Source organism: Duganella rhizosphaerae (assembly GCF_040364205.1).
Classification (GTDB): Bacteria; Pseudomonadota; Gammaproteobacteria; order Burkholderiales; family Burkholderiaceae_D; genus Rugamonas; species Rugamonas rhizosphaerae.
Map to the genome: position 1 here is coordinate 19,383 of NZ_BPWK01000001.1, position 17,559 is coordinate 36,941.

At 65.7% G+C, this 17,559-nt stretch carries 10 protein-coding genes; all 10 read left to right on the plus strand.

Annotation, left to right across the window (positions count from 1 at the left end):
• Positions 1-15 precede the first annotated feature (15 nt).
• The 10 genes from RUGAMON1_RS00100 to RUGAMON1_RS00145 all read left to right on the plus strand — a co-directional run bounded on the left by RUGAMON1_RS00100 (position 16) and on the right by RUGAMON1_RS00145 (position 17,552).
• Entirely contained in the window at positions 16-612 is a 597-nt protein-coding gene (locus RUGAMON1_RS00100; RefSeq protein WP_070268658.1) for a MarC family protein, read from the plus strand.
• Positions 613-792: 180 nt separating this feature from the next.
• Positions 793-1,806, plus strand: coding sequence for a LacI family DNA-binding transcriptional regulator (locus RUGAMON1_RS00105; protein WP_445228593.1), 1,014 nt, complete (start codon positions 793-795; stop codon positions 1,804-1,806).
• A gap of 54 nt (positions 1,807-1,860) precedes the next feature.
• The gene (locus RUGAMON1_RS00110) at positions 1,861-4,716 is read left to right on the plus strand and encodes a TonB-dependent receptor (RefSeq protein ID WP_445228594.1); all 2,856 of its coding nucleotides are present in this window, start codon (positions 1,861-1,863) and stop codon (positions 4,714-4,716) included.
• Between the two features lie 110 nt (positions 4,717-4,826).
• Positions 4,827-6,251, plus strand: coding sequence for a glucoamylase family protein (locus RUGAMON1_RS00115; protein ID WP_445228595.1), 1,425 nt, complete (start codon positions 4,827-4,829; stop codon positions 6,249-6,251).
• Positions 6,248-7,516, plus strand: coding sequence for a sugar ABC transporter substrate-binding protein (locus tag RUGAMON1_RS00120; RefSeq protein WP_445228596.1), 1,269 nt, complete (start codon positions 6,248-6,250; stop codon positions 7,514-7,516). Before RUGAMON1_RS00115 ends, RUGAMON1_RS00120 begins: the two co-directional genes overlap by 4 nt.
• Positions 7,513-8,388, plus strand: a complete 876-nt coding sequence (locus tag RUGAMON1_RS00125; RefSeq protein ID WP_445228597.1) for a carbohydrate ABC transporter permease — start codon at positions 7,513-7,515, stop codon at positions 8,386-8,388. Before RUGAMON1_RS00120 ends, RUGAMON1_RS00125 begins: the two co-directional genes overlap by 4 nt.
• Positions 8,385-9,215 carry a carbohydrate ABC transporter permease gene (locus RUGAMON1_RS00130; protein ID WP_445228598.1) on the plus strand — a complete coding sequence of 277 codons (831 nt, stop codon included), beginning with the start codon at positions 8,385-8,387 and terminating at the stop codon, positions 9,213-9,215. Before RUGAMON1_RS00125 ends, RUGAMON1_RS00130 begins: the two co-directional genes overlap by 4 nt.
• Entirely contained in the window at positions 9,212-12,352 is a 3,141-nt protein-coding gene (locus RUGAMON1_RS00135) for a discoidin domain-containing protein (RefSeq protein ID WP_445228599.1), read from the plus strand. Before RUGAMON1_RS00130 ends, RUGAMON1_RS00135 begins: the two co-directional genes overlap by 4 nt.
• Positions 12,353-12,376: 24 nt before the next feature.
• Positions 12,377-13,735 (plus strand): GH1 family beta-glucosidase, encoded by a 1,359-nt coding sequence (locus tag RUGAMON1_RS00140; protein ID WP_445228600.1) that lies wholly within the window; start codon positions 12,377-12,379, stop codon positions 13,733-13,735.
• Between the two features lie 4 nt (positions 13,736-13,739).
• Positions 13,740-17,552 (plus strand): GH36-type glycosyl hydrolase domain-containing protein, encoded by a 3,813-nt coding sequence (locus RUGAMON1_RS00145; protein ID WP_445228601.1) that lies wholly within the window; start codon positions 13,740-13,742, stop codon positions 17,550-17,552.
• Positions 17,553-17,559 lie beyond the last annotated feature (7 nt).

Sequence of the window (17,559 nt, forward strand, 5' to 3'; positions counted from 1 at the left end):
TGACACAGGGATGCCATGACCCAGAACTTCTTCCAGACCTTCATCCTGCTGCTGCTGGTGACCGACCCGTTCGGCAACGTGCCGCTGTTCGCCAGCGTGCTCAACCCGGTGCCGGTGGCGCGCCGTTCGCGCATCGTCATCCGCGAATGCGCGATCGCCTTCGTGCTGCTGCTGGTCTTCATGTTCTTCGGCCGCCATTTCCTGACCGCGCTGCAATTGTCGGAAGTGTCGCTGCGCATCGGCGGCAGCGTGATCCTGCTGCTGATCTCGATCCGCATGATCTTCCCGCACCCGGACGGCGTGCTGGGCCGCACTGAAGGCGGCGAGCCCTTCATTGTGCCGTTGGCGATTCCGGCGCTGGCAGGGCCGTCGGCGCTGGCCACGGTGCTGCTGTTCTCGCGCGAGAGCACCGGCGAAGTGCTGGTGCACGTTGCCGCGCTGGCGGCCGTGGGCGTGGTCTGGCTGGCCGTGTTCCTCAGCGCCGAGAAGCTGCAGAAGGTCCTCGGCCCCCAGGTGATGACGGCCTTCGAGCGGCTGATGGGCCTGATCCTGACCGCGATGTCGGTTGAGATGCTGTTGGGCGGCATACGCGAGTTCGTCAAGACGCTTTAAGCAGGGCGGCGGGGCGGGCACGCGCAGTGCCGCGCAATGTTATGAAAATCGCTTTACAGCCTCGACAAAACGCGAGTAGACTTATCGCTGTCGAATGTAACCGGTTACATTTTCAAAAAAACGTAGCCGGTTTTCTTTTCGATCGTAATGTAACCGGTTACATTTTCATGAAAGCACTCAATGGCGATCACCATCAAGGATGTGGCACAGGAGGCGGGCGTTTCCGTTGCGTCCGTTTCGCGCGCGCTGAACGGCCATGCCAGCATCACCGACGACACCCGCAAGCACATCCTGGCCGTGGTCAAGCGCATGCGCTACATGCCGCACGTGGGCGCGCGCAGCCTGACCACCAGCTTCACCAACACCATCGGCGTGCTGCTGCCTGACCTGTATGGCGAATTCTTCTCGGAGATGATACGCGGCATAGACGGCGCCGCCCGTCGCCGCGGCCTGCACCTGATGGTCTCCAGCCTGCATGGCGACGCCGACGAAGCGGCGCTGGCGATCCGCGCCATGCGCGGCCGCGTCGACGGCCTGCTGGTGATGTCGCCGCACGTCGATGCCGCCTTCCTGTCCGATAACCTGCCGGAAGACCTGCCGATCGTGTTGATGAACACCGCCGCCGGCGGCACCCAGTATCCATCCATCTCGGTCGACAACTACAGCGGCGCGCACGCCATGGTGGCGCACCTGGTGGCGGGCGGGTATCGCCGCATCGCCTTCCTGGCCGGCCCCTCCGGCAACTTCGAGGCGCAGGAGCGCCTGCGCGGCTACCGCGCCGCGCTGGCCGAACTGGCGCCCGGCGCCGCCGCACATGTCTACGAAGGCGACTTCTCGGAGCAGTCAGGCCAGGCGGTCGGCCAGCTGCTGTTGGAGATGAGCGCGGACCAGCGTCCCGACGCGCTGTTCGCCGCCAACGACATGATGGCCATCGGCGCGCTGCTGGCGCTCAAGCAGGGCGGCCTGCAACTGCCGCGCGACATGGCCTTGGCCGGCTTCGATGATATTCCGATTGCGCGGTATGTCAGCCCGGCGCTGACCACCGTGCGAGTCCCGATTGCCGATCTGGGCGTGCAGGCGCTGGAGAGCCTGGTCGCCAAGATCGGCCAGCCGGGCAGCGTGTCCGCCACCGCGCAGACCTTGGGCGCCGAGCTGGTGGCGCGCGCTTCGACGGGAGACGGCACACCCACATAACCCGCAGTTCCGCTTCATGCCCTAGATGTACACAACAAAAATCAGGAGACAAACATGAAAACAAATCCACGGCAGTTGCCCGCATTCCGCCTTTCCATCATGGCCGCCTCGCTGGCCGCCGCCTTGCTGGCCGCGCCCCACGCCGGCGCGCAACTGAGCAGCGCCACCATCCAGGGCCAGGTCACGGCCGCCAACGCGGCGCCGTCGGCAGGCGCCGCGGTGACGGCCACCAATCAGCTCAACGGCTACGTCTACCGCACCACCACGCGCGCCGATGGCAGCTATGTGCTCAGCGGCGTCGCTCCCGGCACTTACCAGATCAAGGTCGGCGAGCAGAAGGCGGAGCTGGTCACCGTCAGCGTCGGCCAGACCAGCCAGGTCAACCTGGCCTTGCAGGGCGGGGTGCAGCAGGTGGTCATCACCGGTTCGGCTACGCGGCGCGATGTCGCCGGCTCCGAGGTCGGCACCTCGGTCTCGCGCGAGCAGATCGAGAAGCTGCCGCAGGTGACGCGCAACTTCCTGTCCTTCGCCGACCTCGCGCCCGGCGTGCGCTTCAACGTCGACGGCAGCGGCAACGTCAAGGTGCAGAGCGGCGCGCAGAACCAGGACAACGTCAACGTCTTCATCGATGGCGTCAGCCAGAAGAACAACATCCTGCGCGGCGGCGTCTCGGGCATCGATTCCAGCCGCGGCAATCCCTTCCCGCAATCGGCGGTGGCCGAGTACAAGGTCATCTCGCAGAACTACAAGGCGGAGTTTGACCAGGTGTCCAGCGCGGCGATCACCGCCGTCACCAAGTCGGGCGGTAACCAGTTCCACGGCGACGTGTTCTGGGACCATACCGGCACCAACCTGACCGCGCTCGATCCGTTTCAGAAGAGCGCGGAGCGCGGTGGCATCTCGCGGCCGGCATCGTCGCAGGACCAGTACGGCATGACGCTGGGCGGTCCGATCAAGCAGGACGTGGCGCACTTCTTCTTCGCCTACGAAGGCAAGAAGATCGACAGCCCGCGCCAGGTGGTGGCGCAGCGTACCGACTTGCTGCCGAATGCCGGCGTGGTGCCGGGATTGCTGGCGCAGCAGGGCGCGGCGGTGTCGTCGTTCAAGGAGAACCTGTTCCTGTTGAAGGTCGATGCGCAGATCGACCGCGACCAGCGCGTCGAGGCGACCGCCCGCATGCGCCGCGAGACCGACCTGGTGCCGGAAGACGCCAAGTTGAGCGTGGCCGAGAATGTCCTCAACCGCAGCAACGACGAGGACCGCTTCGACTTCAAGCACGAATGGAGCAACGACCGCTGGCTCAACGAGGCGCGCCTGGGTTACGAAAAATACAGCTGGAATCCACATTCGAACGCCAACACGCCGTACATCAAGTACCAGGTCTCACCCAGCAATACCGACAACAACATCGTCGACGTGATCATCGTCGGCGGCTCGCCCAACAACCAGTTCCGCCAGCAGAGCGGCACGCTGTTGCAGGACGACCTGACCTACACCGGCATGGCTGGCCACACGATGAAGGGCGGCGTCAAGGTCAAGCACATCAGCTATGACCTGTCCGGCACCGCGCGCGCGGTCGACCAGATCTATGAGCGCATCGACACCGTGACCGGCCTGGCGAGCGTGATCCGCACCGACAAGGCGATCCCGCCGAGCGGCGTCGAATTTGCCAACAACCAGTACGGCGTGTACTTCCAGGACGACTGGCAGGCCAGCGACAAGCTGCTGCTGAACCTCGGCCTGCGCTACGACTACGAAGACAATATGCTCAACAACAGCTACGTGACGCCGGCCGACCGCGTGGCCATCTTCGACCTGCAGGATCCGCGCGACGGCGCGCCCGCCGGCCAGACGTATGCGCAGTCGCTGGCCAAGGGCGGCATCAACATCAAGGACTACATCAGCAACGGCAGCAACCGCAAGCCGTTCAAGGGGGCGTGGGCGCCGCGCCTCGGCCTGTCCTACGACATCAAGGGCGACCGCGCCTCGGTGCTGTTCGCCGGCTGGGGCAGGGCCTACGACCGCACCATCGCCAACCATGCGCTGGACGAATCGCAGAAGAACGCGCAGCCGGGCGGCGAGGTCTGGATGATCAAGAGCGATCACAAGATGGCCTACACCGACCAGTTCAGCTTCGGCCTGCGCCAGGCGCTGGGCATCTGGAACGGCGAGGCGGGCTACACCAACTCGCGCAGCCACAACCAGTTCAACTGGTTCGGCGGCAATCGCGATCCGAAGGGCGGCTGGGGCACGGCCTCGCCGATCGATCCGCTGTGGGGCTCGATGCCTGGCTTCGGCACGCTGATCCTGGGTGACTTCATCACCGAGGCGAAGACCGATGCGGCCTATCTGAAGATGGACAAGCCGTACACCAAGGCTTCCACCTGGAGCCTGGGCGCGACTTATACCTACAGCCGTGGCGAGACCACCAACAAGGAATGGACCAACGATATCTTCAACTGGACCTACGGCCGCAATACCTCGGGCTGGCATCCGTCGACCGATGTCGAACGCCATCGCCTGGTGATGGCCGGCGTCAGCGACGGCTTGCTGCCGTTCGGGGTGATGTTGTCCGGGAAGCTGACGCTGGGTTCCGGCCTGCCTTACCGCATCACGGACTGCTCGACCGGCTTCGATCACTGTGTATCGGCCAAGGGTAACGGCAGCGCCTTCCACCAGGTCGATGTCGGCCTGTCGAAGGAGGTCGGTTTCCGCTTTGGCAATGTATCGCTGCGCGCCGACGTGCTCAATCTGTTCAACAGCGTCAATTACGGCGGCTATGATGGTTGGGGCGGTGGCCCCGGCAATCCGCAGAACCGCCTGGGTGGCGACAACAAGAACCTGGGCACGCCAAACTCGGTGGGCGGCCCGATGCGCACCGTGAAGTTCAGCGCGCGCTACACCTTCTGAGCTTGAGGTAGCAGTGTTCCGCAGTGCCGCTCCCGGTCGAATGGGAGCGGCGGTTTCCTGACGCGCCTTGTGCGCTCGCCATTGGAAGAAAACGATCCATGTCATTTGTCATGCCCCTCGCATTACGCCGCACGCCGCACGCCCTGGCCGGCGTCGCGTTGGTCGTCTCGGCGCTGTTCTCCGGCGCCGCCGCCGCGCGCGACAACCAGTTGCCACCGCTGTTCGACCAGCTGGAACAGCGCACCTTCGACTTTTTCTGGAATACCGCCAATCCGGCCAACGGCCTGGTGCCGGACCGCCATCCAACGCCGTCGTTTTCCAGCGTGGCGGCGGTGGGCTTCGGCCTGACCGCATATCCGGTCGGCGTCGAACGCGGCTACATCACGCGCCAGCAGGCGCGCGACCGCGTGCTGGCCACCCTGCGTTTCTTCCACAACGCGCCGCAGGGGGAGGCCAAAGGCACCGGCACCAGCGGCTACAAGGGCTTCTTCTATCACTTCCTCGACATGAAGACGGGGCTGCGCTACAACGACAAGGTTGAACTGTCGACCGTCGATACGGCGCTGTTCCTGGCTGGCGCCTTGTTCTGCCAGTCTTACTTCGACGGCGACGACGCCGCCGAGAAAGAAATCCGCAAGCTGGCGACGGAGATCTACGAGCGCGTGGACTGGACCTGGGCACAGGCGCGCAAGCCGTCCATCGCGCTGGGCTGGCATCCCGAGTCGGGCTTCATCGGCTATGACTGGAAGGGCTACAACGAGGCGATGCTGGTCTACGTGCTGGCATTGGGCTCGCCGTCGCATCCGGTGCAGCCGGATGCGTGGAAGGCCTGGACCAGCAACTACGCCAAGAGCCTGGAGGGCAAGGGCGACAAGGAACACCTGGGATTCCCGTCGATGTTCATCCACCAGTACAGCCATGTATGGATCGACTTCCGCGGCATCCGCGACGAGTACATGCGCGAACGCGGCTACGACTATTTCGAAAACAGCCGCCGCGCCACCTATGCGCAGCGCGACTACGCCATCAGCAATCCGCTACGCTGCAAAGGCTACGGCGCCAATGTCTGGGGCATCACCGCCAGCGACGGCCCGGTCGACAAGACGCTGGAGTACGAAGGCCAGCAGCTGCCGTTCCACACCTACGCCGCGCGCGGCATCGGTGGCCTGAAAACCTATGACGATTGCACGCTGGCGCCTACCGCCGTCGCCGCATCGCTGCCGTTCGCGCCCGAGATCGTGATTCCCGCCGTGCTGGAAATGAAGCAGCGCTATGGCGATTTCATCTACGGCCGCTACGGCTTCCTGGACGCGTTCAATCCAAGCTTTGCCTACAAGGTGCCGGTGCAGCAGGGGCGCGTGGTGGCCGGCAAAGGCTGGGTGGACAACGACTACCTCGGCATCGACCAGGGCCCGATCATCGCCATGACCGAGAACTATCGCAGCGACTTGATCTGGCGCGTCATGCGCGGCAATCCCGCCATCCGGCGCGGGCTTGAACGCGCCGGCTTCACCGGTGGCTGGCTGTCGAAATGACGCTGCGATTTTCTCCCGCCGTGCTGGTGCTGGCCTGCGCCGCCCTGCTGGCCTCCTGCGCGCCGCGCCGGGAGGAGGGCGTGGTGTTGAAGTTTTGGGCCATGGGCCGCGAGGGCGAAGTCGTCACCGCGCTGATGCCGGAGTTCGAACGCACGCACCCCGGCGTGCGCGTCGAGGTGCAGCAGCTGCCGTGGACCGCCGCGCACGAGAAACTGCTGACCGCCTTCGCCGGCGACGTCATGCCGGATATTTTCCAGCTCGGGAATACCTGGGTGCCGGAGTTCCAGGCCATCGGCGCCTTGCAGGCACTGGACGGCGTGGTGGCGGCTTCGCCGCTGGTGACGCCGGCCGATTACTTCCCGGGCATCTGGGACACCAATATCGTCGACGGCAAACTGTGGGGCGTGCCCTGGTATGTCGATACCCGCGTGATGTTCTACCGCCGCGACATGCTGGCCCGCGCCGGCTACGCCAGGCCGCCGCAGAACTGGGCGGATTGGATGAAGGCGATGACCGCGATCAAGCGCATTGTCGGGCCGGACAACTATGCCATCCTGCTGCCCAGCGATGAATTCGAACCGCTGCTGGCGCTGGCGTTGCAGCAGGACGAGCCGCTGCTGCGCGACGGTGGCCGCTACGGTAACTTCCGCACCGCCGGTTTCCGCCGCAGCTTGCAGTTGTATGCGGACATGTACGCGCAGAAGCTGGCGCCGCTGAACCGCATCACCAATGTGTATCACGAATTCGGCATGGGTTATGTGTCCTTCTACATTTCCGGCCCCTGGAATATGGGCGAGTTCAAACGCCGCCTGCCTGCGGACCAGCAGGACAGCTGGATGACGGCCATCCTGCCCGGTCCATCCGGCCCCGCCGCATCGGTTGCGGGCGGTTCCAGCCTGGTGCTGGCGGCATCGTCCAAACATCAGCGCGAGGCGTGGCAGCTGATCGAATACCTGTCGAGCACCGGCAGCATGGCGCGCTTCCACCAGCTGACCGGCGACCTGCCGCCACGCCGCAGCAACTGGCAGCACGCGCCGCTGGCGGATGACAAGTACGCCTACGCATTTGGCCAACAGCTGGAACGCGTCAAGCCGGCGCCCAAGGTGCCGGAATGGGAGCAGATCGCCACCGAGATGCGGCTCGTCACAGAGCGCGTCACGCATGGCGAACTGACGGTCGAACAAGCCGCAGTCGAACTGGATGCGAAGGCCGACCATATCCTCGAAAAGCGCCGCTGGATGCTGGCGCGGAAGGAGGGAAAATGAACTCGCAACGCGCCGCCTGGTGCTTCGCCGGACCGGCGCTGCTGGTCATCGGCGTGTTCTTCTTCCTGCCGGTGCTGGCCGCGCTGGTCATGAGCCTGACCGACTTCGACATCTATGCGCTGGCCGATTTGCGCAACCTGCGTTTCGTCGGCCTGCGCAATTACGTGGAACTGCTGCAAACACCGTTGTTCTGGCAGGCGCTGGGCAATACGCTGTACTTCGTGGTGGCGGGTGTGCCGTTGTCGATCGCGGCGTCGCTGGGCGCGGCCTTGCTGCTGCATTCGCGGCTGACGCGCTTCAAGGGCCTGTTCCGCACCGCCTTCTTCGCACCGGTGGTGACGTCGCTGGTGGCGGTGGCGGTGATCTGGCGCTATTTGCTGCACACCCGCTACGGCATGATCAACCACGGACTGGAACTGCTGGGCATTTCGCCGGTGGACTGGCTCAACGACCCGCACTGGGCGATGCCGGCGATTATCCTGTTCGCGCTCTGGAAGAACTTCGGCTACAACATGATCATTTTCCTGGCCGGGCTGCAAAGCATCCCGGACGATTTGTACGAGGCGGCCGGCCTCGATGGCGCGGGCGTGTGGCAGCAGTTCCGCTACATCACCTGGCCGATGCTGGGGCCGACGCTGCTGATGGTCAGCATCCTGAGCATGTCCGGCTACTTCCAGCTGTTCGCCGAACCGTATGTGATGACGCAGGGCGGGCCGGTGCAAAGCACGGTCAGCGTGTTGTACTTCATGTATGAGCAGGGCTTCAAGTGGTGGAACCTGGGCGCGGCGTCCGCCGTGGCCTTCGTGCTGTTCGCGATCATGTTCTGCGTCACGCTGCTGCAACTGCGGGTCGCCAAAGGAGTGGACGCATGAGCGCCTTGCATAACAAACCGCGTGCGCTGCTGCTGAATGTCCTGATGCTGGGCGCGGGCGCGCTGACCCTGTTCCCGCTGCTGTGGATGTTGTCGACGTCATTGATGGCGCCGGGGGAATCGAGCAGCTTCCCCTTGCCGCTGTTGCCGCGCTCCGCCACGCTGCATAACTACCGTGAGCTGTTCGGTCACGCCGGCATCGGCAAGTATCTGCTCAATAGCGTGCTGCTGTCGTGCGCGGCGACGCTGCTGTCGCTGCTGTTCAATGTCAGCGCCGGCTATGCCTTCGCCAAACTGCGTTTCCAGGGACGCGACCGCATCTTCAAGGTCATGCTCGGCGCGCTGGTGATACCGAGCCAGGTGGCGATGCTGCCGCTGTTCCTGCTGCTGAAGTATATGGGACTGGTGAACAGCTACGGCGCCGTGCTGGTGCCGGCGATGGCGGGCGTCTTCGGCATCTTCCTGGTGCGGCAGTATGCATTGACGATACCGGACGCCTTGCTGGAGGCCGCGCGCATGGACGGCGCCAGCGAGTTCCAGATCTTCCGCATCATCGTGCTGCCGCTGCTGACGCCTATCCTGGTCACGCTGGGGATCTTTACCTTCCTCGGCACCTGGAACGATTTCATGTGGCCGCTGATCGTATTGACCGACAAGGACTTGTACACGCTGCCGGTGGCGCTGGCGTCGCTGTCGCGCGAGCACGTGCAGGACAATGAGCTGATGATGGCCGGCTCGGTGCTGACCATCCTGCCGGTGCTGCTGCTGTTCCTCGGTTTGCAGCGCTACTACATACAGGGCTTGCTGGTGGGGAGCGTCAAGGGATGAAGCGCATCGTCACATTGTTGGCCATGTTGTGGGCGGCGTTGTCGGCGCATGCCGCCGTGCTGGACGACTTTTCGAATATCGCCCATTGGCAGGCGCAGGCGTCGGATGGCGTGCTGTCCAGGGCCAGCGCGGCCGACGGCGGCCTGCGGCTGGACTTCGACTTTGCGGGCAAGGGCGGTTATGCCTTTGCGCGCCGCAGCCTGCCGCTGGATCTGCCGGAGAATTACGAGATATCGTTCTACATCCGTGCCGACGCACCGGTCAATCACTTTGAGTTCAAGCTGACCGACGCCAGCGGCGACAACGTCTGGTGGTTCCAGCAGCAGAACTACGTGTTTCCCAAACAGTGGCAACTGGTGCGCATCAAGAAGCGCCAGATGCTGTTTGCCTGGGGACCGACCAAGGACCGCAACCTGACCCATGCCGACCGCATCGAATTTGTCGTCAGCGCCGGCAGTGGCGGCGGCAGTGGTTCGGTGACCATACGCCAGCTGGCGATCCGCGAACTTCCACCGACGCCCAAGGCCTGGCCGCAAGCCACTGCTCAAGCCTCGTCTGCATCCGCGCAGGGTGGGGCGGCGCTGGCGCTGGATGGGAATGCGGCGACCGCGTGGATCAGCGCCACCGGCAAACGTCAGCAGTTCGTGATTGACCTGGGAGCGGAGCGCGAATTCGGCGGCCTGGTGCTGCACTGGCAGGGCCGTCGCCATGCGCGCCGCTACGATATCGAGCTCTCCACCGATGGCGGCAACTGGCGCACGGTGCGCCGGGTGGTCGACGGCAACGGCGGCGACGATCCGCTGCGCTTGCCGGAATCGGAAGCGCGGTATATACGCCTTGACTTGCACGACGGCCCGGCGTGCGGCTACGCGCTGGCGGAAGTGGAGCTGAAGGACCTGGTCTACGGCGCCACGCCGAACGATTTCATCTCGGCCGTGGCGCAGGGCGCGCAACGCGGCCTGTATCCGCGCGGCTTCTCCGGCCAGCAATCCTACTGGACGCTGGTGGGCGTGGACGGCGGCGGCGACCATAGTGCGCTGATTTCCGAGGACGGCGCCATCGAGGCGCGGCAGGGCGGCTTCTCGGTCGAGCCATTCGTCGAGGATGGCGGCGCCTCGGTCAGCTGGGCGGATGTCAAAGTCAGCCAGAGCCTGCGCGATGGCTATCTGCCCGTGCCGACGGTGCGGTGGGAGCATCCTTCGTGGACGCTGAACGTGACTGCTGCTGCGGCAGGAACGCCTGCGTCTTCGCAGCTGCTGGCCCGCTACGAGCTGAAAAACCTGACTGCCGCAAGCCGGAAGCTGAAACTGGTGCTGGCCATACGGCCATTCCAGGTGAATGGACCACGCCAGTTCCTCAACACGCCCGGAGGCTTCAGCGCGATCAACGACCTGGCGTGGGATGGCAAGGCCTTGACCATCAACGGCGACGCCAGGGTGTATCCGTTGGAGCGCCCGACCCGTGTGGCGCTGGCGTCGTTCGATGCCGGCCTGTTGCCGGCTGGAGCCGGCGCGGTCAAGCCGGCGGCACGTTCCGCCGCTGCGCACGACGACACCGGCATGGCATCCGCAGCGCTGACCTACGAGATCACGTTGCCGCCGCATGGTAGCGCCGTGCTGGGCGCCATTCTGCCGATGGCCGGTGGAGCCGCCATGCCTGCAGTGGCCGGCCGCAACGCAGCGTGGCTGACACGGGAGCAGGATAAAGTGGCGGGCGGCTGGCGGGTCAAACTGAACCAGGTCACCCTTAGCATGCCACCTGCCGGCCAGCACATGGCCGACACGCTGCGCTCATCGCTGGCCCATATCCTGATGACCCGCGAAGGCGCCGCGCTCCAGCCAGGCACGCGTTCCTACCGCCGCTCCTGGATACGCGACGGCGCCATGATGTCCGAAGCGCTGCTGCGCCTTGGTCAGTCCGCTATCGCCGCCGATTATCTGCGCTGGTACGCGCCATACCAGTTCGATAACGGCAAAGTGCCATGCTGCGTCGACCGCCGTGGCGCCGATCCTGTGCCTGAAAATGATAGCCACGGCCAGCTGATCTTCCTCGCCGCCGAACTGTATCGCTACACGCAGGACAAGGCTGCGCTGGCCGCATCCTGGCCGCGCATGGACGCCGCCGCGCGCTATATGGAAGCGCTGCGTCAGTCCGAACGCACGGCAGCCAACCAGACGCCGGAACGCCGTCCGCTTTTCGGCTTGATGCCGGCGTCGATCAGCCACGAAGGCTATTCCGAAAAGCCCATGCACTCCTACTGGGACGACTTCTGGGCCATGCGTGGTTACAAGGACGCGGCCGACATGGCGGCGGTACTGGGCGAAAGTGCGGCAGCGCAGCGGCTCTCGCTCCAGCGCGACGAGTTTCGTCATGACCTGTATGCCTCCCTGGCCGCCAGCACCGCTGCGCACAAGGTGGACTACATGCCCGGTGCGGCGGAGCTGGGCGACTTCGACCCCACCTCGTCCACCATCGCTCTGACACCCGGCGGCGAACAGCAGCAGCTGCCGCCTGCGCTGCTGCAAGCGACCTACGAAAAATACTGGGACTTCTTCCGCGCCCGCCGCGACGGCAGCAAAGCCTGGGAGGACTACACGCCCTACGAACTGCGCAACGTCAGTGCCTTCATCCGGCTAGGCTGGCGTGAACGCGCCGCCGAACTGCTGGATTACTTCTACGCCGACCAGCGCCCGGCCGCATGGAACCAGTGGGCCGAAGTGGTCGGCCGCGACGCGCGCCAGCCGCGCTTTCTCGGCGATATGCCGCATGGATGGATCTCCTCCGACTACATCCGCGCGGCGCTCGATACGTTCGCGTATGAACGCGAACCCGACCACGCGCTGCTGCTGGGCGAGGGCATACCCAACGCCTGGTTGCAAGGCGGCGGTGTCGGCCTGCACGGCCTGCGCACGCCATACGGCCCGCTCAGCTACACGCTGGCGGCGCAGGGCGGCCGCCTCACGTTGCGCATCGAAGCCATGCCGCGCATGTCGCCCGGCGGCGTGGTTTATACCTGGCCCGGGGCTGGCATGCCGGGCGCGGTACGCCTGAACGGCCAGCCGGCGGCCTTGCAGGGCAAGCAGATCACCATCACCAGACTTCCAGCGGTTTTGCAGATAGATGCCGCGCCGTTTTAACTTCCGTATTCAAGGGATTTTTACATGAACAAAGCAATGCGATTTCCAGCCAACTTCCTGTGGGGTAGCGCCACGTCGGCCTACCAGATCGAAGGATCGCCGCTGGCCGACGGTGCGGGACCGAGCATCTGGCAGCGTTTCTGCGCGGTGCCCGGCAATGTGCGCGACGGCGACCATGGCGACATCGCCTGCGACCACTACAACCGCTACAAGGAAGACGTGGCGTTGATGGTCAAGCTGGGATTGAAAGCCTACCGCTTCAGCGTATCGTGGAGCCGCATCCTGCCGCAGGGACGCGGGATCGTGAACCAGGCAGGCCTGGATTTCTACAGCCGCCTGATCGACGAGCTGCTGGCCAACGGCATCGAGCCGATGGTGACGTTGTATCACTGGGACCTGCCGGCTGCGCTGGACGACCGCGGCGGCTGGCTCAATCCCGATATTGCCGACTGGTTCACCGACTACGCCCGCGTGTTGTTCCGCGCCTTCGACGGCCGCGTCAAATCCTGGGCTACGCTCAACGAGCCATGGGTGGTGACGGACGGCGGCTACATGCATGGCACGCTGGCCCCCGGCCATCGCAGCCTGCACGAAGCGGCGCTGGCCAGCCATAACCTGATGCGTGCGCACGGCAGCGCCGTCAAGGCCTACCGCGAAGAGGGCAAGTACCAGATCGGCATCGTGGTCAACATCGAACCCAAGTACCCGGCCAGCGATTCGCAGGCCGATCTCGATGCGACCCGCCGCGCCGACGCCTACATGAACCGCCAGTATCTCGATCCGATTTTCCTCGGCAGTTATCCGCCGGAGCTGAAGGAGATCTTCGGCGATGCCTGGCCCGATTGGCCGGCCGCAGATTTCGAGTTGATCGGCCAGAAGCTGGACTTCGTCGGCATCAATTACTACACCCGCAGCGTGGTGCGCCACGAGCCGACAAACTGGCCGCTGCGCGTGGCGCCGGTGCGCCAGAGCCAGGCCACCTACACGGAGACCGGCTGGGAAGTGTTCCCGCAAGGGCTGACCGATACGCTGCTCAACTTCAAGCAACGCTATGGCGATACGCCGCTGTATGTGATGGAGAATGGTTCCGCCTTTTACGATCCGCCGCAGGCGGAGGATGGACGGGTGCACGATCCCTTGCGCGTCAGCTGCCTGCGCAAGAACATGGGCGCGCTGCGTGCGGCGCTGGAGCTGGGCGTGGACCTGCGCGGCTACATGGTGTGGTCGCTGCTGGACAACCTGGAATGGTCGCTGGGTTTTTCCAAGCGCTTCGGCATCATCCACGTCAATTTTGAAACCCAGCAGCGCACCTTGAAGGATAGCGCGCTGCTGTACGCCGACATCGTCGCCAGCAATGGCGCTTGCCTGAACCAACCGGTATAACGCCATGACCACTCCTGAACTGTCGCGTCACGCGCAACTGCTGTCCAACGGCAGCTTTACCACCTTGATCACCGGCGCCGGCACCGGTTTCAGTCGCGTCGGCGATTCCATGCTGTCGCGCTGGAATGGTGATCGCATCGAGGATGCGGAAGGCTACTTCTTCTATTTGCGTGATGCCGAAGACGGCCACCAGTGGACCGTGGGCGCGCAGCCCGGTGCGGCCGATGCCGCCGGCGTGCAGCGCTCCGCCGGCGGCGATGCCGGCAGCTGCTGGATCGACGTTGTCGCCCACGGCATCGGGGCGCGCATGGAAGTCGCCGTCGATCCGCTGCGTGACGTGGAGTTGCGCAGCGTCTTGTTGAGCAATCTGTCGGAGCGCGAACGCGCCATCGAATTGACCAGCTATCTGGAGGTGGTGCTGAACCGCCAGTCCGACGAGGCTGCGCATCCGGCGTTCTCCAAGCTGTTCGTGCAGACCGCGCGTGACGACGCCACCGGCGCCTTGCTGGCGCGGCGGCGCCCTCGTGGCGAAGGGGAGGCCGGTCTGTGGATGGTGCATGCGGCGGCCGGTGGCGCCGCAGCAGGATACGAAACGGACCGCACCCGCTTTATTGGCCGTGGACGCGACCTGCGCGCGCCGGCTGGATTGGACGGCGAGTTGTCCGCCACCGCCGGCAATGTGCTCGATCCGGCCTTCAGCCTGCGCCGCAGCGTCGTGCTCGGGCCGGGCGAGCAGGTGCGCCTGGTCTTCATGCTGGGCGCGGCGCCGGGCCGCGAACAGGCGTTGGCGCTGACATCGGCCATGGAGGGCGACGGGCAGCCGCTGTTCGCCGCCGCGCGCGCCGCCGGCAAGGCCTTGCAGCAGCGGATCGGGCTCAGTGACGCGCAGGCCGAATATTGCCATCGCCTGGCGGGCGCCATGTTGTACGGGCAGTCGGCGGTGCGGGTGCCGGCTTCCACTGCGGCCATTGCCAGCGCGGTATTCAGCGCGTCCGCCGGCGACGTCGCAGCGCCGGGTGCGCCAAGTTCCGGCTTGCCGGCGGGGCCGATGATACTGCTGCGCAGCGTGAGCCGCGTCGATTCCAGTGTCGACCTGGTGCTGCGCGCGCGCCGCTACTGGGCCGCGCTGGGTCTGCCGATGAACGTGCTGCTGCTGGCGGCCGACGGCAATTGGCCGCAGCAGGAAGGTGTTTACCAGCGCAAGCCCGACGACATCGCCCCGGCCGACATGGCGAACATTGAACTGCACGCCCTGCTGATCGTGCGTGGCGGCTTGCCTGCGCTCGGCGATGTCGATGGCGCAGCCTGTGCGCCGGCGTCGCTGCCTGAAGCGCGGGCAGACGGTCCGGCATTGTCTCCCGGCCGTTCGCTGCTGCGGCTCTTCAACGGCAACGGCGGCTTCTCCGACGCCGGCGACGAGTATGTGATCCGCCTGGGCTGGGATGCACAGCGCGGGCTGCACCGGCCGCCGCTGGCCTGGAGTAACGCCATCTCCAACGAAAATTTCGGCTTCCTGGTCAGCGAAAGCGGCGCGGGCTACACGTGGAGCCGCAACAGCCGCGTGCATCGCCTGACCCCGTGGTACAACGACCCTATCCGCGATCCGCACGGTGAGGCGCTGTATCTGCGCGACGAGGACAGCGGCGCTTACTGGTCGCCGCTCCCCGGTCCTGCGCCTGCCGGCGCCGGCTATGAGGCGGCGCACGGCTTCGGCTACTCGCGCTTCAGCCACGTCAGCCACGAGCTTGAGCAGGAAACCGTCATGTTCGTGCCGCGCCATGATCCGGTCAAGATCGTCCGCGTCCGCGTGACCAATCGCGGCGCCGTGGCCCGCCGTTTGTCGCTGTTCTCTTACCAGCGCCTGGTGTTGGGCGGCACGCCGGCCGACAGCAGCCGCTTCGTCGTCACCGAACATGACGCCAGCGGCGTGCTGCTGGCCCACAATCCGCTGGCCGGCCAGTTTGCCGACGGCGTGACTTTCGCGGCCGTATTGGCCGGCGAGGGCGCGGCTGTCCACCACAGCGCCGACCGCGCGGCCTTCATCGGCCGCCACGGCAGCCCGGCAAATCCCGCCGCGCTGGCGGCGCCGCGACTCGACGGCGCCACCGGCGCCGGTCTTGACCCCTGCGCGGCGCTGCAGGCGGTGCGCGATCTGGCCCCCGGCGCTACGCTGGAATGCATATTCCTGCTGGGAGAAACCGTGGAGCGCAAGGCAGCGCTGGACCTGGTGCAGCGCTACAGGGCGCCCGGCGCGGTGCAGGCGGCGTTCGATGAGATCACCGCGTTCTGGCGGCATACCGTCGGCGCCGTACAGGTGACGACGCCCGCGCCTGCGGTGGACCTGATGCAGAACGGCTGGCTGGCCTACCAGAACCTGAGCTGCCGCATCTGGGGCCGCTCGGCCTTCTACCAGTCCGGCGGCGCGCTGGGCTACCGCGACCAGCTGCAGGACTCCAGCGCGATGATCTACGCCCGGCCGGACCTGACGCGTCAGCAGATCCGCATCCATGCGGCGCACCAGTTTGTCGAAGGCGACGTACTGCACTGGTGGCACGCGGCGCCATTGGAGCAGGGCTTGCGCACGCGCTTCTCGGACGACCTGCTATGGCTGCCCTATGTGACCACCTTCTACATCAGCACCACCGGCGACTGGAGCGTGCTCGATGAAGTCGAACCCTTCCTCACCGCGCGCCTGCTGGAGGAGGGCGAGGATGAGGTCTATCTGAAGCCGGAGCTGTCGGGCTTCAGCGGCGACGTCTACGAGCATTGCTGCCGCGCGCTGGACCGCTCGCTGACGCAGGGCGCACACGGCCTGCCGCTGATGGGCACCGGCGACTGGAACGACGGCATGAACCGCGTCGGCCGCGAAGGGCGTGGCGAAAGCGTGTGGATGGGCTTTTTCCTGTCGCGCATCATCAAGGACTTCCTGCCGATCTGCGAGCGACGCGGCGACAGCGCGCGCGTGATGATCTACAGCGCCTATCACGACCACCTCGGCCAGGCGTTGAACGCGGACGGCTGGGATGGCGAATGGTACCGCCGCGCGTTCTACGACAACGGCGCCGTGATCGGCTCGAAAGACAGCGACGAGTGCCAGATCGACGCGCTGGCCCAGGCCTGGGCCATCATCTCCGAAGTGGCGCCGCCGCAGCGCGCAGCGCAGGCGCTCGATGCGATGGAACAGCGCCTGGTGTCCGTGCCGGACAAGCTGATACGCCTGCTGACGCCGGCCTTCGTCGACACGCCCAACGATCCCGGCTACATCAAGGGCTACGTGGCCGGGGTGCGCGAGAACGGCGGCCAGTACACGCACGCCGCTTGCTGGGCGGTGCGGGCGATGGCCGAGGCGGGCCGCCGCGATCGCGCCGCCGCGCTGCTGGAGATGCTCAGTCCCGTCAGCCATGCGCTGGACCCGGCGGCGGTGGCCGTGTATCAGGTCGAGCCGTATGTGATCGCCGCCGACATCTACGGCGAAGCGCCGCACGTCGGCCGCGGCGGCTGGACGTGGTACACCGGCTCGTCGGGATGGATGTACCGCGTCGGACTGGAATCGGTGCTCGGGTTCGGCATCGAAGGCGGCAACACCATCGTGATGGCGCCGCGCATTCCAGACGAATGGCCGGAGTTCAGCATCAGGCATCAACTGCCGGATGACGGCGGCAGCTACGAGATCGTCGTGCGCAATCCACAGCGCAGCGCCGGCGTGGTGCTGACCGCCACGCTCGATGGTGCGTCGTTGGCGGTGTTCGACGGTATAGCGCGCATACCGATGCGGCGCGACGGTGCGGCGCATCGCGTCGAACTGGTGTTGGGCTAACAGGGGA